Origin of the sequence: Sorangium sp. So ce131, assembly GCF_051519095.1 — a bacterium.
Lineage (GTDB): Bacteria > Myxococcota_A > Polyangia > Polyangiales > Polyangiaceae > Sorangium.
In genome coordinates this window covers 3,401,147-3,422,827 of record NZ_CP150455.1, presented here as the reverse complement: position 1 = coordinate 3,422,827, position 21,681 = coordinate 3,401,147, and the positions used below count along the sequence as shown (strand labels likewise).

Annotated in this window: 17 protein-coding genes; 6 read left to right on the top strand and 11 right to left on the bottom strand. The window is 73.2% G+C overall.

Features of this window, described 5'->3' with window-relative positions; translation table 11 throughout:
* Nucleotides 1-532: 532 nt before the first annotated feature.
* The 3 genes from WMF43_RS12720 (at nucleotide 533) to WMF43_RS12710 (ending at nucleotide 3,065) form a co-directional block, all read left to right on the top strand.
* Nucleotides 533-979 (top strand): hypothetical protein, encoded by a 447-nt coding sequence (locus WMF43_RS12720; RefSeq protein ID WP_437680135.1) that lies wholly within the window; start codon nucleotides 533-535, stop codon nucleotides 977-979.
* Nucleotides 980-1,884: 905 nt separating this feature from the next.
* On the top strand, nucleotides 1,885-2,304 hold the full coding sequence (locus WMF43_RS12715) for a hypothetical protein (RefSeq protein ID WP_437680133.1): 420 nt from the start codon (nucleotides 1,885-1,887) through the stop codon (nucleotides 2,302-2,304).
* Between the two features lie 263 nt (nucleotides 2,305-2,567).
* The gene (locus tag WMF43_RS12710; protein WP_437680131.1) at nucleotides 2,568-3,065 is read left to right on the top strand and encodes a DUF2383 domain-containing protein; all 498 of its coding nucleotides are present in this window, start codon (nucleotides 2,568-2,570) and stop codon (nucleotides 3,063-3,065) included.
* 28 nt (nucleotides 3,066-3,093) lie between these two features.
* On the opposite strand, the gene WMF43_RS12705 is transcribed toward WMF43_RS12710, so the two are convergent.
* The 5 genes from WMF43_RS12705 to WMF43_RS12685 form a co-directional block, all read right to left on the bottom strand.
* Nucleotides 3,094-4,287 (bottom strand): DUF3616 domain-containing protein, encoded by a 1,194-nt coding sequence (locus tag WMF43_RS12705; RefSeq protein WP_437680129.1) that lies wholly within the window; start codon nucleotides 4,285-4,287, stop codon nucleotides 3,094-3,096.
* An 80-nt stretch (nucleotides 4,288-4,367) separates the two neighbouring features.
* On the bottom strand, nucleotides 4,368-4,925 hold the full coding sequence (locus tag WMF43_RS12700) for a YdeI/OmpD-associated family protein (RefSeq protein ID WP_437683998.1): 558 nt from the start codon (nucleotides 4,923-4,925) through the stop codon (nucleotides 4,368-4,370).
* A 504-nt stretch (nucleotides 4,926-5,429) separates the two neighbouring features.
* Nucleotides 5,430-6,788, bottom strand: a complete 1,359-nt coding sequence (locus WMF43_RS12695) for a hypothetical protein (protein WP_437680128.1) — start codon at nucleotides 6,786-6,788, stop codon at nucleotides 5,430-5,432.
* Between the two features lie 204 nt (nucleotides 6,789-6,992).
* A complete protein-coding gene (locus WMF43_RS12690) occupies nucleotides 6,993-7,499 on the bottom strand; it encodes a DUF6691 family protein (protein ID WP_437680127.1) in 507 nt (168 codons plus the stop codon).
* A complete protein-coding gene (locus WMF43_RS12685) occupies nucleotides 7,496-7,948 on the bottom strand; it encodes a YeeE/YedE family protein (RefSeq protein WP_437680125.1) in 453 nt (150 codons plus the stop codon). Before WMF43_RS12685 ends, WMF43_RS12690 begins: the two co-directional genes overlap by 4 nt.
* A gap of 131 nt (nucleotides 7,949-8,079) precedes the next feature.
* Between WMF43_RS12685 and WMF43_RS12680 the strand changes: the two genes are divergently transcribed.
* On the top strand, nucleotides 8,080-9,906 hold the full coding sequence (locus tag WMF43_RS12680) for a protein kinase domain-containing protein (protein ID WP_437680123.1): 1,827 nt from the start codon (nucleotides 8,080-8,082) through the stop codon (nucleotides 9,904-9,906).
* An 86-nt stretch (nucleotides 9,907-9,992) separates the two neighbouring features.
* On the opposite strand, the gene WMF43_RS12675 is transcribed toward WMF43_RS12680, so the two are convergent.
* Nucleotides 9,993-11,231: a methyltransferase gene (locus WMF43_RS12675; RefSeq protein WP_437680121.1), complete on the bottom strand. Its 1,239-nt coding sequence runs from the start codon at nucleotides 11,229-11,231 to the stop codon at nucleotides 9,993-9,995.
* 167 nt (nucleotides 11,232-11,398) lie between these two features.
* On the opposite strand from WMF43_RS12675, the gene WMF43_RS12670 reads away from it, so the two are divergent.
* On the top strand, nucleotides 11,399-11,695 hold the full coding sequence (locus WMF43_RS12670; protein WP_437680119.1) for a hypothetical protein: 297 nt from the start codon (nucleotides 11,399-11,401) through the stop codon (nucleotides 11,693-11,695).
* A gap of 229 nt (nucleotides 11,696-11,924) precedes the next feature.
* Nucleotides 11,925-12,749: a hypothetical protein gene (locus tag WMF43_RS12665; RefSeq protein ID WP_437680117.1), complete on the top strand. Its 825-nt coding sequence runs from the start codon at nucleotides 11,925-11,927 to the stop codon at nucleotides 12,747-12,749.
* A 74-nt stretch (nucleotides 12,750-12,823) separates the two neighbouring features.
* Here the strand turns inward: WMF43_RS12665 and WMF43_RS12660 are convergent, their stop codons facing one another.
* The 5 genes from WMF43_RS12660 to WMF43_RS12640 form a co-directional block, all read right to left on the bottom strand.
* Nucleotides 12,824-13,228 (bottom strand): nuclear transport factor 2 family protein, encoded by a 405-nt coding sequence (locus WMF43_RS12660; RefSeq protein ID WP_437680116.1) that lies wholly within the window; start codon nucleotides 13,226-13,228, stop codon nucleotides 12,824-12,826.
* Between the two features lie 31 nt (nucleotides 13,229-13,259).
* The gene (locus tag WMF43_RS12655; RefSeq protein WP_437680114.1) at nucleotides 13,260-14,414 is read right to left on the bottom strand and encodes an amidohydrolase family protein; all 1,155 of its coding nucleotides are present in this window, start codon (nucleotides 14,412-14,414) and stop codon (nucleotides 13,260-13,262) included.
* Between the two features lie 50 nt (nucleotides 14,415-14,464).
* On the bottom strand, nucleotides 14,465-16,666 hold the full coding sequence (locus WMF43_RS12650) for a TOMM precursor leader peptide-binding protein (protein ID WP_437680112.1): 2,202 nt from the start codon (nucleotides 16,664-16,666) through the stop codon (nucleotides 14,465-14,467).
* Nucleotides 16,667-16,892: 226 nt separating this feature from the next.
* On the bottom strand, nucleotides 16,893-17,375 hold the full coding sequence (locus tag WMF43_RS12645) for a hypothetical protein (RefSeq protein ID WP_437680110.1): 483 nt from the start codon (nucleotides 17,373-17,375) through the stop codon (nucleotides 16,893-16,895).
* A gap of 185 nt (nucleotides 17,376-17,560) precedes the next feature.
* The gene (locus WMF43_RS12640; RefSeq protein ID WP_437680108.1) at nucleotides 17,561-21,658 is read right to left on the bottom strand and encodes a TOMM system kinase/cyclase fusion protein; all 4,098 of its coding nucleotides are present in this window, start codon (nucleotides 21,656-21,658) and stop codon (nucleotides 17,561-17,563) included.
* Nucleotides 21,659-21,681 lie beyond the last annotated feature (23 nt).

The following is a 21,681-nucleotide window of genomic DNA, read 5'->3' as shown; positions in this document are numbered from 1 at the left end:
GGGGGCACGGCGCGGCGCGCCGGCGGAGGGCGCTCTCCCGCCGCTGCCGGCGCGGCGCACGAGCGCCGCGCGCGGGCCGCCGCCCCCGCCCGTCTCCCTTCGACCGCCTCGATCCATATCTCCCGCGATGTGACGGAGCTCGCCTCTTGCGGCGCGCCTCTGGCGCGAGGCCGCGCCGGCTCGCGGCTCATGCGGCCTCGGCCCGCGCTGCAGCGCGCTCCCCGCGAGGGCGCCGCGAAGGGCGTCGTGGTCGCGCCAGCCGCACCGGGACATCGTCCGACGGCGGACAACAAGCAATGACGACGGCTTATTATGATCCGACTCAACCGCGCTCGCGAAACCTGAGGGAAATATGAAGTGTCAGCGCATGAAGAATTAAAGAGGAGGCGGCCAGGAAGCGACCAGGAGACGCCGCTAGTCGGGAGAGATGCGACGGGACGATAGGGGGAATGCCGTACTTGGCCGCCGAGGAAACCGGCGCGAACATCCCCCGTCGGGAACCTGCGTTAAAGGTCTAGACGAAGGGTCGGCCATGGAACAGTATCCTGTTCACACAATGATCGAGCTCACCGTACAGCCGATGCGGAGTTATTCGTGCCAGGCGGGGACGGTGGACATCTGGTGTCCGGCGCCGTCGCTCATGGTCACGCGCGTCGCCGGGATCCTCGTGGACGAAGCCGCCACAGCGATCGAGGACGTGATGTTGCGCCGGGTGACCGAGGACGGGCGGCTCATCGTCTTCAACGACTGGGAGCAGATGACCGACTACGAGCAGGCCGCGCGCACGCGGCTGACCGAGGCGTCCATGTCCATCCTCGAGACGCTCGACGGGGGGCATTTCCTGCTCCGGTCCAGGGTCGTCGTCTTCGGCGTCCAGATCGCCAACGCCGCGCTCAGGAAGCTGGCGGTGCACCCTTCCCGCGCCTCGTTCGAGCGCTCGCTGGGCGACGCGCTCCGCGAGCGCGGCCCCGCAGCTTGAGCTCGACGCCGCGGTGAGGCGCCGCCTCGGCGCGCCCGGCCAGGTGCTTGCCGGGGAGCGCGGGGGGGTCGCCGGGGCGGCCTGTGGCGGGATCCGGTTTCGCGGAGCGCCGGACAACGCTATGGAGGAGGCCCATGGGCGAGCAAAACACAGCGGAAAACGACGAGGGGCAACCGGAACGCGCGGAGTCCGCCGGGGAAAACGCGCCGGACCAGCGAGCGCCGGAGGCCGGCGGCGCGGCGGCGGAGGGCGGCGTGGAGACGTCGCCGCACCACGCGCCGGCGGCCGGCGTGGCCGCCGCGGCCCCCGCCGCAGCGCCAGCCCCTGCGCGCCCGCGGCGGGTCATCGACATGCGCCGACCTCGCCCGCCTGCGCCCGCGCAGGAGCCCTCGCGCCCACGCTCGGCGAGCCCGAGGGAACGTGGCGCCGGCGAACGTGGGCCCGCCGAGCGTGGCGCCGGCGAACGTGGGCCCGCCGAGCGCAAGGCCGCCGAGCGTAGACCCGCCGAGCGAGGCGCCGGCGAGCGGGGACCTCGCGAGCGCGGGGCACGCGAGGACCGCTCACCGGATGCGCGCAAGGCACCGCGGGAGGGGCATCCCCAGGGCGGCCCGGCAGGGCCCGAGGGCGAGGTGGCCGCTCCCCGGCCCCGCACACCGAAGCAACGTCCCGGGTCGGACGCCCCGGCGCGGGAGCGCCGCGCAGCCTCGTCGGCAGCCGCGGAGGCCACGGGGGCCAACCAGGGGCCCACGGCGGCACGCGCCGAGCCAAAGGCGGCGCCTCTCACCCAGGCAAAGGCGGCCCGCAAGGCCCCCCAGCAGGCCCAGCGCGCTGAGACCGAGGCCGCGGCGCCGGCGACGGCATCGGAGTCGACGGCGCCGCCCGAGGCGCCCCGGGAGCCCGCGTGGGTGCCGCTGCCCAGCGCCGCGTTCCCGCGCAAGAAAAAGCCGGCGCTCACGGCCAAGGAAGCGATGAAGGCCAAAGCGCAGGCACGGGCCGGCAAGCGGCCAGCAAAGCCCGGGGCAGATCGGGCGGCAGAGACGGCCGGCCAGGCCGCGACTGCCGCGCGCGAGGAAGCCGCGACGCCGGCCGGACGCGCCGGCGGCGACGCCATGAAGCCTCGCGACGCGGCCGCTGCAAGGCCTCGCGACGCGGCCGCTGCAAGGCCTCGCGACGCGGCCGCTGCAAAGACCCGCAACGGCGCAACACCCGGCGACGCTGCGCCCGGCTCACAGCGCCGCGCCCCGGAGCAGACGGCGACCGGCGCGCCGGCCCAGAAACCCGGGCTGTTCCGCCGGCTGCTGAACCTGTTCCGGCGCTCGAAATGACCCGGCGCCGTCTCCTCTCGTCCAGCACCGAGCCCGTGGCCCGTCGGCCCACCTGATCGCCGTCACCCTACCCTCCGAATCAGCGGGCCCCGGACGCCACCGGGCCTGCGACCACCCACGCTCCGTCCGCCCCGCACAAACCACGTTCCGTCCCGCAGACTGCACACGAGACACGCAGCGCGAACGGAGCCACCACAGATTCAGGGATCGCCCGGTAGGCCCCCTCGGCCGCATGCTCCATGCTGGCTCGCGGAGGCGTCCCGATGAACAAGACGGCTGTGAGCCATTTGAACAAGCTTATCCAGCTCGACACCGACGCGGTGCTCGCGTACCAGCAAGCGATCGACGCCTGCGAGGTCTCCGAGGTCCGCCGGAAGCTCAAGAGCTTTCAGGACGATCACCAGCAGCACATCAACGATCTCGCCGAGCTCGTCCGGGCGAGCGGCGAGGAGCCCAAGATCAAGCGTGACCTCAAGGGGTTCCTGATCGAGGGCTTCACCGCGCTCGCGAGCCGCGGCGACCGCAGCGCGCTCCTCTCGATGCTCGGCAACGAGGAGCTGTCGAATCGACTGTACGAAGCCGCGCTCAAGACGGAGCTCCCCGGCGAGGCCCGCACCGTGGTGGAGCGCAACCGCGAGGACGAGGAGCGACACCTCTCCTGGATCCAGGAGGCCATCGCCGCTCGCATCTGGGAGACCAAGGAGGGCGCAGCCGCCGTCGCGGAGGAAGGACAAGGCAAGAAGGACAAAGGCGCCGCCTGAGGGGCGCGGCGCCGACCCGGCCCCGGGATCAGGGGCCCTCGATCCACAGGCTGCGGGTGTAGCGGTCCGGGTCGTCGGCGGGCAGATTCTCGCACTTCTTCTTCCCGCCGCGCTTCTGCTCGTCGTCGTCGCTCGTGACGAAGAGCCCCGCCGGGGTCGCGATCAGGCCCTCGGCCTGGAAGCCCTTCGCGTCCGCGATCTCCTTGACGAGCACCGGTTGCTTGTCGAGCGACTCCCACCGGTACAGGGCCGCTCCCTCCCCATATCCCGGGACCTGCGACAGCCCGTCCTTGGCGCCAGGGTCCGCTCGCATGTGGGTCACCGGGCCCGCGACGATGAACCAGGCGCGGGCGCTCGGCGACCATTCGAGGCTCCGCACGCCCCGCTTCCCCAGGTCGAGGAGGAACGGCCCGCCCACGCGCGCGGGCCTGCCGCCCAGCACCTCGGCCGGGTTCTCCAGCCGGAACACGTACGCTCTCCTGTCGGGGTCCGACACCGGCGACCGCAGCCCGATCAGCAGCGCCTCGCCGTCGGCGGCGAGGCCCTCGATGTTGAGCCCGCCGGCGTTCGAGTGCACCGCCTTGTAAGTGCTCGCGAGGCCCGGGATGCCCTTCACGAGCTCTCTCGCGAGATCGCGGTAAGGCGTGCCCACGGGCTCGATCCCGCCGTCTGCGGAGAGGGCGATCGCGAACAGGATGTGCCGGTTCGGCTTCTCCTTCACGGCGGAGTACTCGCCTTTGCCCTTCTTCCATTCCAGCTTGTTGTTGCCGTGGGAGCCGATCCAGTAGATCCGGTCGCCCACCCACGCGGCGCCCTCGAGATCGAGCTCCTCGTCGTCGAGGACCGCGCCGCTGGCCAGGAGGCGTCCGCCGGCGGGGACCGGCGCCGGCGCCCGGGCCGCCCCGGGGGCGATCGCGAAGAGCCGATGGCTCCGGTCCTCGTCATCCGCGGCGAGCAGGCGGCAGTCGGGCAGGAGCACCATCGCGGAGACGTTGCACAGCCCCGGCAGCACGTCGCGGCGGAGATCGCAGGGCGCCGGACCAGCCGAGCCGACGGCTGCCGCGCTGGCGCCGGGCGCGCCGGCCGCGGACATGCGGCTGGCCGGCGCGGCCGCGGGCGGCGAAAGGGTCTGTCCTTGCGGCGCGCCCTGGCTGCACGCGCAGAGCCCCACGAGCCAGAGCCACGTCCCGCGCGGGCGGCATTCCCTCCCAGATCGATTCATGGTCACGCCTTGCTCCTCGTGGTGGACGGCAAGCGCGGCCGCCGTCCTGCGGCGCGGCGCGCCTCGCCGGGAAGTCGGGATCAGGGATGCAGCTTCTCGTGCCTGGCGAGCATCTCGACGAAGAGCGCGATGCGCTTCTGGCGCGTCTCCGGCTTCTTCGCGGTGTGGACCCGGAACAGCACGGCATAGCGGTTCGCGGCGTTGAGCGCGGCGAAGAAGGCGGCCGCGCGGGGGTTCGCGGCGAGCGCGGCCGACAGGTCGTCCGGCACCGCCGCGCGGCTCGGCGAGTCGTAGGCCGCGTCCCAGCGCCCGTCCTGCTGTGCGCGCTCGACCTGCGCGAGCCCCGGCGGCTTCATCTCGCCCGCCGCGATGAGCGCCAGCGCCTTGTCGCGGTTGATCTTGGACCAGACGCTCTTCGGCCCGCGCGGCGTGAACTTCTGGAGCCAGAACGCGTCGTCGAGGGGCCTCTTCTGGCCGTCGATCCAGCCCCACGCGAGCGCCACCTCGAGCGCCTCCGCGTAGGTGACCGACGCGACCCCGGACCCCTTCTTGGCGAGCTTGAGCCACACGCCGCGCGACGACGCGTGGTTCGACGCGAGCCAGTCTGCCCACGCGCGCGGCTGCGCGAACGCGACGATCGGCTGCTCCCCCGCGGGCGCCGGCTTCGGCGGAGAGGCCTTCGACGTCGGCTTCGCGGCGCTGGGCTTCGCAGCGGTGGGCTTCGCGGCGCTGGGCTTCGCGGCGCTGGACTTCGCGGCGCTGGACTTCGCGGCGCTGGACTTCGCGGCGCTGGACTTCGCGGGCGCCGCCTGCCCCGGCGCCGTCTTCTTTCTGGTCTTCGTCCCGACCTTCTTCGTCGCGCTCATCCGGTCTCCGCTCGTCAGCCTGCCTCCGCGGCGAGGGAGATCCACCTCAGGGCCGAGGTGGCGACCTCGCGTCCGCTGCTCCGCTGGGCTCCGCGGCGGCCGGCTCGCCGAGCATGCCACGGCTACGCGCCGGCCGATACCCTATGCCGAGGCAGGAGACGCTCACTCGCCCGGCTACACGAGAGCAGCGCCGTTGCGGTCAGGAGGACGCGAACGTGGTCTTCACGGATCGCCGCGCGCTTCCCGCACGGCCCCTCGCGCACAGCTTGATGCCGATCAGAGCCGGCGCACCCGGACCGCGTGCGGGTCGGCCCGCTCGACGCCGCCGGCGTCCTTGTTCGTGATCGGCACGATCGCCTTCAGCTTGCCGGAGCGCCCGTGCTGGGTCACGTGGACGACGCCCACGCCGGGCGTGCTGCCCACCGAGGCGTGCGGATCGCCGCTCAGCGGCGTCGGGCCGCGCAGGGTCACGAAGAACCGGCTCCCCGAGGGCGAGATGTCGAGGAGATCCGGCGCGGGATCCTCCGAGTAAGCGCCCTTCAGATCGACGGTGTTCACGTGATCGCTGGTCGCCACGTCGAACACCTCGGCCACGCCCTGGATCCGGTCCAGCACCCAGACGTTCCGGCCGTGTTTGGTCAGGGCCACGCCGTGGGCGTCGCGATCCGGGGAGTCGTCGGCGAACACCACCTCGGGAGCAGGGGTGTTGGCGGCGTTGCTCGGCGAGTAGCCGGAGAGCGGGAAGCGGTACACGTCGAACTGATCCAGGTTCGCCGCCGTCCCGCCGCCGGAGTTGAGGAACATCGTGCCCCCGGCCTCGATGCCGCCGCAACCGTTGCCGTGCACCGTGTCCTCGTCGTACTCGCCCACGATCTGGATCGGCGTCGCCGCGGGGTCGACGACGAGCAGCCCGCCCCCGCGCAGCGTGATGAAGCCGTAGCTGCCGGTCGAGTCGATGATCGGGCAAATGGGCGCGTTGTCCGGCCGGATGTGCGGGAACTGGCAAGGATCGCCGGTGGGCGTGATGCACGTGGTCAAATCAAGGGTCGCGGACGGCTCCCACGCGAACGTGCCCGCCGCGTAGTCCGTCGCGATCCGCTCGAGCAGCTTGCCGTTCTGGTTCGCCACCAGGATGTACGAGTCGTCCGGCGCCGGCACCGCGGCGTGCGCCTGCCGCGCCCCGCCCGCGCCCACCGAGGCCCGCAGGCACGCGACCGCCGTCCGCGAGGCCGCGTCGAAGATGGCGACGTGCCCGCTGGCCACGAAGGAGAGCACCGCGTGGGTGTGCGTCGCATTGAAGAAAACCATGTGCGGCCGGACTGGATTGGCGCCGGTCTCCGCGAGGCAGAGCGCCGACGTCTGCGCCCCGAGGTCGATCACCTCCGCCGGAACCGGCCCCACCCCCGCCGCGCCCGTCAGGGCCGCCCCATTGTAAATGTACACCGTGCCGCCGTGGGCCAGACCGTTCGTGTTGGACTGGTCGACGGCCCAGACCTCGAACGCCGGCTCCGCGAGGGCCGCCTCGGTCTCCTCTCCGAGGACCGTTTGCCCGGCCGAGCCCACCGGCTCGACACAAGCGGATAGAAGACAAACGCCGACCGCCGCCCCGAGGAAGGGGCCGAGTGACATCTCCATGGCTCGTTCTCCAAGCTTCGGTGAAAGCCGAAGCCTCCTGCTGCCGGCTCGCGCGTGGGCAGGGCCAGCATGCATCATTGAGGGTCGATGATTACATTGGCTCTCGCCGCGCCGCAAGGACGGCGCAAGCGCTCCGCGATTGGCCTCTCGGGGCTCGGCCGTCGAGGCCAGACGAAGGCGCGCCTCGTGCCTCGTCGGCGCGCGTCAGCCGTCGTGCGCGATCGCGGTCGCGCCGGCGCGCGCGCTCGCCGCGGATCTCGCCCTCGCCGAGGTGACGTGCTCGAGCGCCATGCCGGCGATCATCGCCGCCACGAAGACGACGACCTCGCGCGAGCCGGTCGCGAGCGAGGTGAGCGCCGGGCCTGGGCAGTACCCGGCGAGGCCCCAGCCGACGCCGAACAGCGCGGCGCCGACGACGAGGCGCGCGTCCACGGACGCGCGGGTCGGGACATCGACGCGGCCTCCGAGGAGGGGAAACCGCAGCTTGCCGGCGGCGCCGCCGGGCGGCGCGGCGCGCTGCTGCCGGCGGAGGACGCGGTAAGCGACGGCGTGCACCGAGACGGCGCCCGCCATCACGAACGCGAGGCTCGGGTCCCAGTCGCCGGCGACGTCGAGGAAGCCGAGGACCCGGGACGGGAGCGTCATGCCGGAGACGCCGAGCCCCGCGGCGAACAGCGCGCCGGCGAGGAGCGCGATCGCGCCCTGCTTCATCGCGCCGCCCCCAGGACGTGCCGGACGAACGCCACGGTGACCGCCGCGGTCGCCATGAACGTCGCCGTGGCGGCGAGGGAGCGGACCGAGAGGCGGCTGAGGCCGCAGACGCCATGGCCGCTCGTGCACCCGCTCCCGAGCCGCGCGCCGTAGCCGACGAGCAGCCCCGCGGCGGCGACGAGGCCGAGCGTGCGACCGCCCACGCCGCCCGCGGCGCCAGCGCCCGCGAAGAAGGCGCCGGGGTGGACGGCGACGAGCGCGAGGCCGCCGAGGAGCAGGCCGGCGAGGAACGCGGCGCGCCAGGCGGCGTCGCCGGGCTTCCGGACGAGGAGCCCCCCGAGGATGCCGCTGATGCCCGCGATTCTCCCGTTGAAGAGCAGCAGCAGCGACGCGCTGAGCCCGATGAGGGCGCCGCCGAGGAGCGGGCCAGTCACGGTGAATTCAACCATGGTGAGCCTCGTGAAGGTGAGTGTCCGCCAGCAGGATAGGCCGCCGCCGCCGCCGGGCCAGGCCGCGCGGCGGCGGCCGCCGGGCGAGATCCGGCCGGTGACGGAGGTGGCTCGTGTATACTCGGCCGCCGATGGCCCAGGCAGGCTGCGATGCGGTCGAGACGGCTACCGGGGGCGGGGTCCCGCGGGCCGGGGACATCATCGAAGGCAAGTACCGCGTCGAGCGGGTGCTCGGGCGCGGGGGCATGGGCGTAGTCGTCGCGGCGCACCACGTCTCGCTGCGCCACCGGGTCGCGCTGAAGTTCCTGCTGCCCGAGGGGCGCGCCACGCCCGGCGCCGTCGAGCGCTTCCTCCGGGAGGCGCAGGCGTCGGCGGCCATCACCAGCGAGCACGTCGCGCGCGTCATCGACGTGGGGCAGACGGGCGAGGCGCAGCCGTACTTCGTGATGGAGTACCTGAGCGGCATCGACCTCGAGGCGCTCCTGGAAGCGCGGGGCCCGCTGCCCGTGGAGCTCGCGGTCGGCTACGCGCTCGAGGCCTGCGAGGCCGTCGCCGAGGCGCACGCGCTCGGGATCGTCCACCGCGACCTCAAGCCCGGCAACCTCTTCCTGGCGAGCCGCGAGGACGGGTCGACCTCGATCAAGGTGCTCGATTTCGGCATCTCGAAGGCCTGCGAGGCGAGCGTGCTCGGACAGGACGCCGGGCTGACGGTGACGTCCGTGGTGCTCGGCTCGCCCCGCTACATGTCGCCGGAGCACATCCGCAGCACGCGGATGGTGGACACCCGCACCGACATCTGGGCGCTCGGCCTGAGCCTCTACCAGCTCGTGACGGCGCGGCTGCCGTTCGAGGCCGAGTCGGTCTCGGCGCTGTTCGTGGCCATCGTCACCGACCCGCCGGTGCCGCCGCGCGTGCACCGGCCCGATCTGCCCGAGGAGCTCGAGCGCATCCTCCTGATGTGCCTCGAGAAGGACCCGGCCCGCCGGCCCCAGACGGTCGCCGAGCTGGCCAGGCTGCTCGAGCCGCTGGGGACCGACCGGGCGCGCCAGAAGGTGGCGCGGATCCAGCAAATCACGCAGACGGCGCAGACGGCGCAGATGGCGCTGAAGGCGCCGCCGGCGGCGGAGGGCGATGCCGCGGGCGTGCCCACCGCGCCGGAGCAGCCGAGGGTCTTCGGCGAGGACGCGCGGACGCTCACCGGGCCGATCCAGGCGGCGCCGGAGGTCCAGGGGCGCGCGGCGCTGCCGGTGAAGGATCTCGCGGAGCTGGCGGCGCCCACGAAGGCGTCCGCCAGCGATCCGGCGCCTGCGGGCCCGCTGCGCCCCGAGGCGCCGCCGGGCGGCGATGCGCAGCCGGGCGCCGAGGCGCGAGCGCACGCCGAGGTGCGGCCGGGCCCCGCGGAGCGGCCTGGCGCCGACGTGCAGCCGGGCGCGGACGTGCAGCCGGGTGCCGACGTGCAGCCGGGCGCGGACGTGCAGCCAGGCGCCGACGCGCAGCCGGGCGCCGACGTGCAGCCGGCGCTCGCGGCCGGGGCGAACGTGCCGCGCGGGAGCGACCCGGGCGGGAGCGCGCTCGGTCGCCGCAGACCTCGTCGGAGCGCCAGGGCGGCCGCGGCGGTGGTCGCCGTGATCGCCGGCGGCGCGGCGGCGCTCGTGTGGCTGCAGGACACGGCGCCGGAGGTCGAGCCCGCCGCGGCGGCACCGCTGGCCGCACCGGCGGCGGCGGAGCCCACGGCGCCCGCGGGCGAGGCGCCCGGGCCCCCGCATCCACCTCTCCCTGCGGCCGACGAGCCCCCCGCGGGCGCCGCGGCGAGCCGGCTCGCTCCGGCCGGCGCCACGCTCGCGCCGCTGGATCCGGTGCGGCCATCCCGCCCGCGGGCGGTGCTCGCGCCGCCCGCGGCGTCGCCGAGCAGCGGCGAGCCAACCACGAAGTCGGTGCGCCTGCGCGAGCACCGCTGAGGCGCAGGGCCGCGGCGTCCCTGCGCGGCCCGGACCGCCACGGCGCGCAGGCCCCCGGCGCAAGCCCGGACCGCCGCGGCGCCGCGTCAGGCGCCGAGCCCGCCCGGCCGCGCGCTCGCGAAGATCGCGATGTTCCTCGGCGTCACCTCGGGATCGAAGACGATCGCCGCCTCGACCTCGCAGCCCGCGTCGCCGAGGGCCGCCGCGCGGTCCAGCGCGACCGCCACCTCGGTGAGCCGGGCCAGGAGGGCGCGCGGCAGCGTGAGCCGGCGCATCCGGCCGAACGCCGCGCGCGCGGCGGCCTCGCGCTCGCGCAGCTCGGCCTCGGTGGCCGGAGGAAGGCCCCGCAGCGAGAGCGCCCGCGCGGCGAGCTCGCGGAGCCCGCCGTGCGCGCGGCGCCGGTTGATCCCGCGCATCTCCTCGCCCAGGGCGACGTCGAGCCCGCGGCCGCGGAGCAGCGAGAGCAGCGCGTGGCGGCGCTCGCGCGCCGCGAGCTCCTCGTCGAGGGTGGCCTCGACGCCGACGCGCCGCGCGGTGAGGTTGGTGAGGCCCAGCGCCTCGCGCGGCAGGATGAGCCCGGCCGCCCTGGCCGCGGCCGACAGCGGCGCGCGGGCCGGCGCGCCGATCTTCTGCAGGCAGCACGAGACGAGCGCGAGGTCGCAGCGCGAGCGGGCCGCCGCCACGACCGTGCGGTCCCCGAGCTCGCCGCAGGCGTGCAGGCCGACCGCGAGGTCGTCGGGGGCGAACGCGAGCGCCTCCTGGCAGGCGTCGAACGCGACGAAGCGCGCCCGGCCCCCCGCGGCCAGCGCCGAGGCCGTCGCGACGCGATCGGGCTCGCGCTCGAGGCCGATCGCGTCGCGGTCGAAGCGCGCCGCGGCAAGGCGGGCGAAGTGACCGTGCCCCGCGCCGACGTCGACGATGCGGCGGGCGCGCGCGCAGAGTGGCGCCACCGCGCCGAGCAGCGCCTCGAGCTGGCGCCGCTTGCGCGCCGGCACCGCCTGGAGCGCCGAGAGCGGCGGGACCAGCGGCTCGACCGGGCGCCGCGGCAGCGCCGCGGCCCCGGCGGCGGCGCGCGCGAGCGCGACGAGGCCCGGCGGCGCGCCGTCGAGCCCGTCGATGCACGCCGCGAGCCCGTCGGCCTCGCAGCGGGCGAGATCGCCGTCGGAGAGCGCGAGGAGGAAGCCCGTCCAGCCGCGCGACTCGCACCAGCCCGGCGGGGCGCCCTCGTCCACGCGCGCCTCGACGATGTCGAGCGCCGGCACGAGCACCTCGAGCGCGCGCTCGAGGCGCTGGGCGACGGAACAGGACCTGGTGGAGGGCAGCATGGGCGGGCGGGTGGAGCGGGCTGGGAGCGCGGGAGGGCCGACGGACGCGAGGCCTACAGGATCCGCGCGGGCGCGGCGACGGGTAGGCGGCGCAGGCGGCGCCAGGCAGCGCAGGCGGCGCAGGCGGGGGGGTTGCGGCCGGGCACCACCGCACCATGTGAAATCCCATGGAGAACCAGAACAAGCAGGGCACCGACGATCGGAAGCAGCAGCCCGTCGACGAGCGGGCGCAGCGGCGCGCCGGCGAGCAGCATCACGGCGGCAAGAGCTCGCAGGAGAGCGCCGAGGCGTACCAGAAGGGCGAGAACCCGGGCGGAACGCACCAGGGGGGCAACACCGAGGGCGCCGTGGGCGCGAGCCACGGTCATGGCGACTTCGGCGGCAAGGGCGCCACGGTCGGCGACGAGGAGGAGGGCAAGCCGAACCCGTACGAGGAGATCGGCGTGAAGAAGGGGCGGGACTGATCCCGGCCACACGAGCGCCTCGCTCCACGAAGCCGGCGGGCCCGGAGCACACCTGGGCTCGGAGGACGGGCAGACGCCGCGCGCCGGCCTCTCGGATCGGCCTGAGGCCGGGCGGCGCTGGCGCGGCGGCGCCTGCCCTTCATCCCCGCTGCGGCCGCGTCGCAGCGCCGTGATCCGGAGAACGAAGCGAAGGAGCCCGTGATAGCGTGCCGGGCCCATGCGGCCCTGTGTGTCGGCTCTCCTCGCCCTCTCGACATGCGGTTGCGCTCCGGCGCTCTCCACGTTTCATCCAGCGCACATCGCCGAGAAGGGCCATGCTCAGGCCGAGTTCGGGGCGGACGCCGCGCTCGCGCTCAGCAGGCCCCGGGAGCACGTCTTCTGGGGGATCGACGCGGCGTACGCAGCGAGGTCGTCCGAGCTGTCCCAGGAGGAGCGGCTGCAGCTCTTCAAGGCGGCCGGCGGGCACGCGCTCAGCCCGACCGCGGTCACGCCGCACGTCGGCATCGGCTTCACCCCGGTCGACCGCTGGGAGGCCAACCTCCGCTACACCAGCAGCTCGTTCCGCGTGGGCACCCGCCACCAGCTCTCGGAGATGGACAAGGACGGCTACGACTTCACGGTGGGCGCCGGCCTCGCGTACTTCCTGCGCGGGTATCCCCTCGAGAGCGGCCTCGAGATCCTCGAGCTCAAGGACTTCTGGCGGTGGCAAATCGACGTGCCGATCCTGTTCGGGAGGCGGGGCGAATGGTTCCGGCTCTGGGGCGGTCCTCGCCTGATGCTGGCGAGGTTCGGCACCGACATCGTCCTGAACCTGCCCGCCTTCAACGGCTACCCGGGGGAGCAGGAGAACGGCTCGTTCCTCGGTTACGCCGCCTATCTGGGCACCCAGATCGGCGGCGCGGTCGGCTACAAGAACCTGTTCGTCGGCTTCGAGCTGACGAGCGCCTACATCTTCGGGAGCGGCCTGATCGACGCCTTCGGGCAGCGGGGATTCAAGTTCAATCTCGACGGCTACATCATCAATCCGGCGATCGGGGTGATCGCCGAGTTCTAGCGGCGCATCGGGAGCTCTGGCGAGGCATGCGCGCCCGGCGGACGGGTCCGCGCCCGCCGGCGCTCCTCCTCGACTCAGCGCGGTGTGGATTGCCCCAGCGCGTCCATGATCGTCGCGACGTCGCAGATATAGTACATCGCCACGATCTTCCCGTTCCTCACGGTCCACACGTGGCAGCACTGCACCTTCCAGGGCCTGCCGGTCGTCCTCGCCACCCCGCGGACCCAGCTCAGGCTCACCACCTTGTCGCCGCTGGCGACGTACTCGTACGGCTCGGGGACGAGCTCCGTGTTCGCCTCGAGCGCGCGCTGGAAATAGGTCCTCACGCCGTCGTGGCCGTGGAAGACGCCACCCCACGGCAGCGGCTTCAGGCCGATCCACTCGACGTGCTCGTCGATGAAGCTGAAGAGGCGCTCGAAGTCGCGCCGATGGACCGCCTCGTAGAAGCCGCGCACCACGTCCACGTTGTGCTGAGACATCACGCCCTCCTTGCCTGGAAATCCACCCGCGTTACGCGTCGAGCCCGAAGAAGCGGGCCGCGTTCTCCCCGAGCATCTTCCCGAGCGCCTCCTCCGACACCCTCCCGCGGAGCGCCAGCGCCCGATCCACGATGTCGGCCTCGTGATCCAGGTGCGGGAAATCGGTGCCGAAGAGGAGGTGGTCGCCCCCCACGTCGCGCACGACCTCGGGGAGGAGCGGCTCGTCGGGCTCGGCCGAGATGAAGCACTGGCGGCGGAAATACTCCGACGGCGGCATGCGGACGTGCTCCGCGACCTCGCCGGCGAGGTGCGCGTACTCCACCTCGTCGAGGCGCCACAGCCAGTAGGGCAGCCACCCGCAGCCCGCCTCGATGAAGGCGACGCGCAGGCCGGGGTGGCGCTCGAGCACGCCGCCTTCCACCAGCGCGAGGAACGCCATCATCTGCTCCATGGGGTGGGAACACGCGTGCAGGGCGAACCGGGTCTTGAATCGATCCGCGCCGGCCGTCGGCAGCCGCGCGTGGGTGCCCTCGTGGATGGCGACGGCGATCCCGCGCCGCGCACACGCGGCCCAGAACGGCTCGTAGGCTGGGTCGCTGAGCAGCCTCCCCTTCACCGGGTTGGGGCGCAGCACCACCGCGCGCCAGCCGAGCTGCGCGACGTGCTCGAGCTCGCGCACCATCTCGGCCGGATCGTGGGGGCTGACCAGGCCCACCGCCCGGAGGCGCTCCGGGCTCACGCTGCAGAAGTCCCGCAGCCAGCGGTTATAGGCGCGCGCGAAGGCGCCCGCCAGCTCCGCGTCGAGGGTGTCCACGCCCAGAAGGTACATGGCGAACGTCGGATACAGGAAGGAGACGTCGATTCCGGACGCGTCCATCGCCCGTAGCTGGGCGATGGGGTCGGCGCCGGCCTGGTACTGCCTCGCTCGGCCCTGCCGCGCCGACGCGAGCTCGATCCGCGCGCGCGCGGACAGGTTGACCATCACGGGCTGTCCGTCGAGCATCAGCGTCGGCGCGGGCGGGGCCGCGGCCCGAGCGCCGGAGGGCGAGGCGGGCGCCCCGCCGGGGGCGAGGATCTCGAGGGTTGGGGCGCGGCCCCTGTGCTCGGGCTCCAGGTACTCCCTCCACATCTCCACCGGCTCGATAACATGCCTATCGGCGTCGACGATCCGATAACCGTTTCGCATCCAGGCCTCCGATCTCGCCCACGTCTCGCGAGCAGGCGCGGCACCGTTGTCTAGAGAAAGAGGGGCACAGGGTTGAGCTGCGCCTCCGTGAGCTGCCGGCGCAGCCATCCCATCCGTACGGGCACCTCGTAGAGGCGCCCCGGCCCGAGCCGCGGCCAGATGTGCCGCAGGCCCGGCGCCACGACCTTGACCGCGTGGAGGCCGAGGTCGGGCCTCGTTTGATCGAGCGCCAGCACCTCCAGATCGAGCCGGGCGACCCGCTCCACGCAGGCGCGGACGTCGTCGCGCAGGTCGTCGCTCGAGACCTGGTCGAAATCGCGAAGGCGCCGCGCGGGGAGCCCTTCACCCGGGAAGAGGAACGCGGGATCTCCGGGGTCCTCGTCGCCCCACGGCGCGCGCGTCGAGGCAGCGGGCTCGAAGAGCTGGTTGAGCTCCGTGAGCGCCCGCTGGACGCCGAGCCGCGCCTCGAGGTGACAGCCGAAACCGATGCAGAACCGCCCAGCGCCGGGCGAGTGCGCCAGGGCGGCGAAGGCCGGGATCCCGAGATCGTTCGTCACGTCCAGGACCCACAGCCGATACCCCATGGCGCGATAGTGCTCCTCGAGCGCGCCGAAATACGGCTGATCGAAGCTGGCGAGATCGACCGCTGGCCGGGTGACCCGGTTGTACCACCAGATCCCCACGGCGTCCCGCTCCGCGAGCTCGAGGAGCCCCTGCAGGATCGCCTCTTCCACGCAATTGCCGGCGGCGTGCCCGTTCGGATCGATGGAGCAGAGCTGCTCCCCGGGCGGCGCGGGGACGTGGAGATAGCAGTACGCGGCCGGCAGGTAACGGCGCGCGCCGCGCGTGAGCGACCAGGCCGGCACCCAGTCGATGACGGTCCGCTCATCGAACGGCGGAGGGACCTTCTTCCTCCAGTCCCGCACGTCGCGGTTCAGCTCCTCGCGGCGCGCGTACTGCGACTCGCTGAAGCCGAGGAGGAGGCGCGGGTGCACCGCCTCGCCGTCGAGGTCGGCGAACGAGGCGCGCACGCGCGGCTCGTCGCCCTGGAAGATCGCGCTGTACCGCTCGAGGGCCTCGCAGAGCGCGCCGGCGCGGGATTGCGCCGCCGTGCGGCCCTTCCCGAGGCTGGCCCGGATGAACTCGTCGAGCGGCGGAGTCGCCTGCGTGACCGGGCAGGCGAAATACCCCGCTCCATACACGGGCCGCAGCGGGTGATCGCGGCCAGGCACCGGGCCCACGCTGGTGACGGCGCCGGTGATGGGGCTGATCAGGTGCTCGTGACGGGCGTAGGTCTCCTCGGGCGTCACGCAGCGATAGCCGCCGTCGTCGGTGAACGACTTGGGTCGAGGCGCGAGCTCGATCGGCCGCATCGCGCGCTTGCGCAGCAGATCGGGGTCGCCGCAGACCGGACATTGAGGCCTCCGCACCACCGCGTGCTCCTCGAGGCGGAAGCGGCGGAGGTCCACCTCGATCAGCCTCTCATCGATCGCGCCGCGGCCCCCCTCGACGATCCACCGCGACAGCGCGAGGGCGGCCAGGTCGGCGGCGGCTCGCGCGCTCGTGGGCAGGAGCGCCCGCGGCGCCGTGAGCGGCTCGGCGCGCCCCGTCCGGCGGGCCACGAAGGCCTCGACGGGGCGGTTGGCCCGCACGCGCTGCGCCACACATTCCCAGCAAGGCCCCTCGCCGGGCCGGAACATCGGGCCGATCCACGCGGCGGAGCCGCCGGGCTTCACCAGCATCCAGGGAGAGCGGTCGCCATAGGCGCGGCGGTTGATCACCTCGATCTCGCCGTCGAGGTAATCGCGCGCGACCACGACGCGCAACGCCGCGTCGTCCCGCACCGACACGCCGGCGCCCATCAGCGCCGCGACCAGCGGCTCCGGGTCCTCGCCCCCCGTCGCGAGCACGGCCACGGGAGTCCTGGCGAGCTGCGACGCGGCGCGCGCCGCGTCCAGGCCGAGCGAATGCCAGAAGGCCTCGACTTCCGGGGACGGGCCCGCGTCCGCCTCCACCACGTAGCCCTTCTTCTCCAGCGTGATGAGGGTATAGAAGACCTCGGCCGGCGACGCCTGGGCCTCGAGCGCCTGCACGATCTCGAGCTCCGTCCGCCGGCCGTCGAGCAGCGGCGCCAAGAGCTCGTGGCACCTCCCCTTGAGGAGGAAGCGCTCGCGCTCTCCGACCAGGAAGACCTGCTCATCGCCTGCGAGCTCGACGCGGAGGTGCGGTTTGAACCGGAGGAGTCTTTTCATGGCTCGATACGGGCTCAGCTCAAAGAAGTCCATCCACAGAAACCCACGCCCGGCGCCGCGCGCTCCGCGTGCGACGCCGCACGAGGCCGGCGCAGGCGCGGCGGTCCGATGACCGACCGCAGCCAGAGCCGGACGAGGGAAGACGGTCCTCCGCCGCCGGCTCTGGCCACCTGCGCCTGACCTCCACGCGCCTCCGCGCGCGTCGACTTGGCCGACCTCCGCGCCGTCAGCAGCACGAGAGCGGCAGGGCCCTGCCTATCCACTGGTACGCCGCCAGGGCCATCGCGTCCTGGTTGAGATCGCGGCCTTGGTCAGCCTCCTTGTGCTCGGGCGGAGGCGGCATCGGGAGCAGCACGATCGCCGACGGCAGCAGCCACGATTTCAGCCCCCCATCCCACCCCCAGGTGAAATCCTCCTTCGGGTCCTTGTCGTCCTTCGGGCCCCCTCCCTGGAGATCGGACAAGGACCTGGGCTCGTTCTTGAAGATGACCTCGCGAATGCTCTTCTCGATGTCATCGGGGTTGTACCGCTTCGGGTTGTAGATGATGATGTGCATGTCATCGGGCACCTCGAAGTCGGCCAGGCTCTTGAAGGCGTTGCGCACGTCGGCCGAGCTGGCGTTGAGCAGCCGCTTCATCACGTCCTTGTCGCTCCACGCCATGGCGATGAGCCTCATCCAGGCGTATTTGAACCCTGACACGGTGTTCATCGGGCTGAATTCTTGAATTCCAGACATCGCGCACCTCTGTTACAGTTCGCAAAACACGCCCCTGCGCCCGCACCGAACGTGCGGCGCCCTCGCCCGGAGAGATGTCTCTCCGGGTCTCAAGCCAAGCCCATCACGGGCGCGCCTCGCAGAGCAGAGCGGCTAGGCGCGCCGGCCAATCAAGCGAGCTATGCCAACTCTGTCAACGAAGTTAGCAACGCCCGTGCCTCCGTGAGCGGAGGGACGTCGGGCGCCTCGCCGAACCAGGCGACGATCGGCGAAAGCAGCGCGCGCGCTTCTTCCGCGGCGCCTTGCCTCAGGAGGACACGAGCGAGGCTGGTGGTGGCCGCGAGCTCGAGCATCTTCACCCCCTGGGCCCGAGCGAGCTCCACGGCGCGGCGGAAGCACGCCGCGCTCGCGTCTTCGGCGCGCGGATCGCGCTCCAGGAGGAAGGCGCCCTGCAGGCGCAAGAGCTCCGCGAGGTAGTACCGCTCCCCCGTCGCCTCGCAGAGCGCGATGCACCCCTCGACGCGCCCGAGCGCGGCGTCGAGATCCCCGTGCGCGGCCTCCATCCTGGCGACCACCGCGCGGAAATACGTCTGCGCCAGCGCGTGGCCGGATCCCTCCAGGTTCTGCAGATGGCGCTTCGCCATCCCGAGGTCGCCGAGCGCCCAGCCATGCACCACGCCCGTATAGGCGGACACCGGCGGGAGGCCATAACGCTTCTCCAGCTCCTGCACGATGGTCGCGGCCTTGATGACCTCGGCGGGCTCTTGCCGGTCATGGCGGAGCAGGCTCAGGAACATGTACGCCTGGGCGAGGGTGTTGGCGTGCCCGGTCTCCTTGGCCCAGGCGACGGCGGCCTCCGCCTGCGCGAGCGCCTCTTCAGGGTAGCCCATGAACCAGAGCGCCTCGCCGAGGCCCATGCAGGCCCAAGCCTTCGAGTCGTGCCCGTATATCGAGGGATGATCCCGGTGAGCTTCGGGATCGTAGAGGGCGATGACGGACTCCCAGTGGGCGCGCGCCCGCTCGTAGTTCCCGTCGATCCAGGAGCAATGCCCGAGGGCGGCGAGGGCCGCGACCTGCTGGCCGACGTCGTTGCCCAGCTTCGCCAGATCCAGCATCCGGCCCGCGGTCTCCACCGCCTTGCCCCGGTCATGACCGCCGACATGATAGAAGAGCACGAGCGCCCAGAGCGCGGGCATGCTGTACGCGCTGTGCCCGACCACCTCGACCAGCGCCAGAGAGCGCTCCACCTTGGCCTTGATCTCGGGGTCAGCCCAGCCCCTCGTCGACATCAACGCCGGCGTGATCACCCCGTTGAGGCCGAGCTCCAGATCGGCCCGCTCCCGCTCCTCCTCGATCGCTTCCAGCCACCCGAGCGCGTCGGTCGCATGGCCGATCGCCTCGGCGTAGTTCGACTGGACCAGCGCGCCGAGCGCGGCCTTCCGGGCGTACGTCAGCGCCTGGAGCTTCTGCTCCGCCGCCGCGTGGTGCTGCATGATCATGTCCGGCCGGGCCTCGACGATCTCCGGGAAGCGCTCCTCCAGCGTCCGCGCGATGTGCGCGTGCACCTTCCGCCGCGCGGCCCTGGAGAGGGACTCGTACGCCGCGTCCCGGATGAGCGCGTGCTTGAAGCCGTACACCGGGTTTCGCGGCCGCCGCTTGCGCTGGACGAGCCCCGCCTCCATCAGCCGGTCGAGGTCCTGCTGCACGCCCTCGGCGCCGAGGTGGCTCACCGCGGACAGCACCTCGACGGGGAACTCCCGCCCCAGCGCGGCCGCGAGCTGCGCTGTCTCCTTCACCCGACCCAGGTTGTCGAGGCGCGCCGTCAGGAGGTCGCGGAGCGTGCTCGGGATCTCCGCCTGCGAGAGCGGGCGCGCGAGCTCGTACCGGTCCTCCCGCTCCAGGAGCACGCCCGAGTCCACCATCATCTGGGTCAGCTCCTCGACGAAGAGCGGCACCCCGTCGGTGCGCTCCACGACCTGCTCGATCACCTCGGCAGGCAGCGACTTTCCGCCGAGGAGCGACGCGACCATCGCTTCCATGTGCGCGCGCTCGAGGCGGCTCAGCGGGATCTGCTGGACGCCGGTCGTCGAAAAGGGAGGTGAGAATTCAGGTCGTGCGGTCATGATCACCGATACCGGAGCCGAAGGGGCCTCCTGCACGAGCAGCGTGAGCAGCTCAAGGGTCGTGGCATCGGACCAATGCAAGTCCTCTGCCACGAGGATCAGGGGGCGCTCCTCGGCCATCGCGAACAGCAGCGACAGCACGGCGTTGAGGGTCCGCTCCTTCAGCCGCTGGGGGGAGACGTCGAGCCGGGCGTAGGGCGGCGACATGGGCAGCGAGAAGAGCGGCAGGAAGAGCGGCATCACCTCGAGGGGCGTGAACTCGTAGCCCGAGAGGCGCGCCTCGAGCCGCGTGATCCGGCGCTCGGGCGAGGGCTCCTGATCGAGGCCGAGCGCGCGCCCGAGCATGTCGACCACCGGGAGCAGCGCGTTGTGCCGCGCGTCCGGCGCGCAGCGGAACTCCAGGAACGTGTGGGGCTCGTTCGCCAGCCTCGCGCGCAGCTCGCGCGCGAGGCGGCTCTTGCCGATGCCGGGCTCGCCGGTGACCAGCGTGGATTGCCCGGCGCCGGCGCGCGCTCGGCGCCAGCGCTCGAGCAGGATCGCCATCTCCTGCTCCCTGCCGAAGAGCGGCGCCCCGCGGCTGTCTGCGTCGGGCGTCAGCCGTGATCCTCGCTCCGCCCGCAGCAGGAAGATCTCGCTCGCCGCGCCGTCGTCGCCGGCGCGCCGCGGCCCCTCGCGCTCGAGCTCGAACGCGCTCCGCAGCTTGCGCTGGGCTTCCGCCGAGACGGCCACGCCGCCCGCCGGCGCCCGCGCCGCGAGGCGCGCGGCCGTGCCCGGCGTCGCGCCCACGTTGAGCCCGGCGACCGCGCGGAGCTCCTGCGCGACGAGGACGCCGGTGTGGATCCCGAGCCGCGCCACGATCCGCGCGCCCCGCGCCGCGGCCCGCTCGCCCTCGGCCTGCATCGCGGCCGCGATCGCCAGCGCCGCGCGCGCGGCGCGCCGCGCGTCGTCCTCCTCGGCCCGCGGATAGCCGAAGTAGATCAGCACCCGATCGCCGAGCGCGGCGGCCACGTGCCCCCGGAAGCCGCGCGCGATCTCGGCGCAGCGCGCGAGCCCTGCGCGGAGCACCTCGTCGGCCTCCTCCACCTCGATCGCGCCGGTCGCGCCGGCGAGCACCTCGATCGCGCAGCACACCACCGTGATCTGCCGCCGCTCCCCGCCCTCGGCCGTGGCGCCGGGCCGGGCCACGGCGGTGGACGCGAAGAAGCCGTGCACCGGCCGCGAGCGCAGGTCGGCGCCGGCGAGCGAGGGCGCGCCGCCGGCCATGGTCTCCTGCGACAGCTCGCCGAGATCGCACGCCTCGAGCGCGGCGACGAGCGCCGCGGCGCGGGCGTCGCGGGCGGCCGGGTCCTTGTTGGTCACGTGGCGGAGCAGCCCCCCGAGCCAGTGCCCGTCGAGCGCGAGCGGGATCGGCACCGGGTCCGGGCTGAGCTGCGCGTACAGGATCTCGGCCGACGAGCTTCCAGCGAACACGGGCGCGCCGGTCAGGCACTCGAGGTAGACGAGCCCCCACGAGAACAGATCCACGCGCGGCGTCGGCTCCGAGCCGCGGAGCTGCTCCGGCGCGGCGTAGCCCACCGTGCCCAGGGCCTCGTCCGTGCCGGTCAGCCGGGAGCGCCGCTCGCCCCCGGCGCCCGAGATCGCGCCGATGCCGAAATCGAGCACCACGGCGTTCCTGCGCGCGCCCGAGGGGAGCACCATGATGTTGCGCGGCTTGAGATCGCGGTGGATCACGCCCTGCGCGTGGGCGTACGCGAGCGCGTCGAGCACCTGCAGCATCAGGTGCCGCGCCTCCCGGGGCGAGAGCGCGCCCTCGCGGGCGAGGACGTCGGCGAGCGTCTCGCCGGGCACGAAGGAGAAGACCGTGTAGAGCAGGTCGTCCTCGGCCCGCCCGGCGTCGATGAGCTGGACGATGTTCGGGTGGTGGAGCTGCGCGCACAGCTGCGCTTCGCGGAGGAACCGGGCGATTCGCCGCTCGATCTCCGCCGCGCCGCCCTGCTCCGGGAGGCGCATGATCTTGAGCGCCACCGCCTGCCCGGTGGTGAGCTGCCGCGCCTTGTAGACGGCGCCGAAGCCGCCCATCCCGAGCTCCGAGAGGAGCTCGTACCGGCCTGCGAACGCGGCGCTGCCCGCCAGCAATGGATTGCGTCGATCCATTCCCCTGCCCTCTTCGATGGACG

What these genes read in the sequence shown, in the direction of transcription:
- WMF43_RS12720 (WP_437680135.1), top strand. Translation starts at nt 533, where the DNA reads ATGGAACAGTATCCTGTTCACACAATGATCGAGCTCACCGTACAGCCG.
- WMF43_RS12710 (WP_437680131.1), top strand. Translation starts at nt 2,568, where the DNA reads ATGAACAAGACGGCTGTGAGCCATTTGAACAAGCTTATCCAGCTCGAC.
- WMF43_RS12705 (WP_437680129.1), bottom strand. Translation starts at nt 4,287, where the DNA reads ATGAATCGATCTGGGAGGGAATGCCGCCCGCGCGGGACGTGGCTCTGG.
- WMF43_RS12695 (WP_437680128.1), bottom strand. Translation starts at nt 6,788, where the DNA reads ATGGAGATGTCACTCGGCCCCTTCCTCGGGGCGGCGGTCGGCGTTTGT.
- WMF43_RS12690 (WP_437680127.1), bottom strand. Translation starts at nt 7,499, where the DNA reads ATGAAGCAGGGCGCGATCGCGCTCCTCGCCGGCGCGCTGTTCGCCGCG.
- WMF43_RS12685 (WP_437680125.1), bottom strand. Translation starts at nt 7,948, where the DNA reads ATGGTTGAATTCACCGTGACTGGCCCGCTCCTCGGCGGCGCCCTCATC.
- WMF43_RS12680 (WP_437680123.1), top strand. Translation starts at nt 8,080, where the DNA reads ATGGCCCAGGCAGGCTGCGATGCGGTCGAGACGGCTACCGGGGGCGGG.
- WMF43_RS12675 (WP_437680121.1), bottom strand. Translation starts at nt 11,231, where the DNA reads ATGCTGCCCTCCACCAGGTCCTGTTCCGTCGCCCAGCGCCTCGAGCGC.
- WMF43_RS12670 (WP_437680119.1), top strand. Translation starts at nt 11,399, where the DNA reads ATGGAGAACCAGAACAAGCAGGGCACCGACGATCGGAAGCAGCAGCCC.
- WMF43_RS12660 (WP_437680116.1), bottom strand. Translation starts at nt 13,228, where the DNA reads ATGTCTCAGCACAACGTGGACGTGGTGCGCGGCTTCTACGAGGCGGTC.
- WMF43_RS12655 (WP_437680114.1), bottom strand. Translation starts at nt 14,414, where the DNA reads ATGCGAAACGGTTATCGGATCGTCGACGCCGATAGGCATGTTATCGAG.
- WMF43_RS12650 (WP_437680112.1), bottom strand. Translation starts at nt 16,666, where the DNA reads ATGAAAAGACTCCTCCGGTTCAAACCGCACCTCCGCGTCGAGCTCGCA.
- WMF43_RS12645 (WP_437680110.1), bottom strand. Translation starts at nt 17,375, where the DNA reads ATGAACACCGTGTCAGGGTTCAAATACGCCTGGATGAGGCTCATCGCC.
- WMF43_RS12640 (WP_437680108.1), bottom strand. Translation starts at nt 21,658, where the DNA reads ATGGATCGACGCAATCCATTGCTGGCGGGCAGCGCCGCGTTCGCAGGC.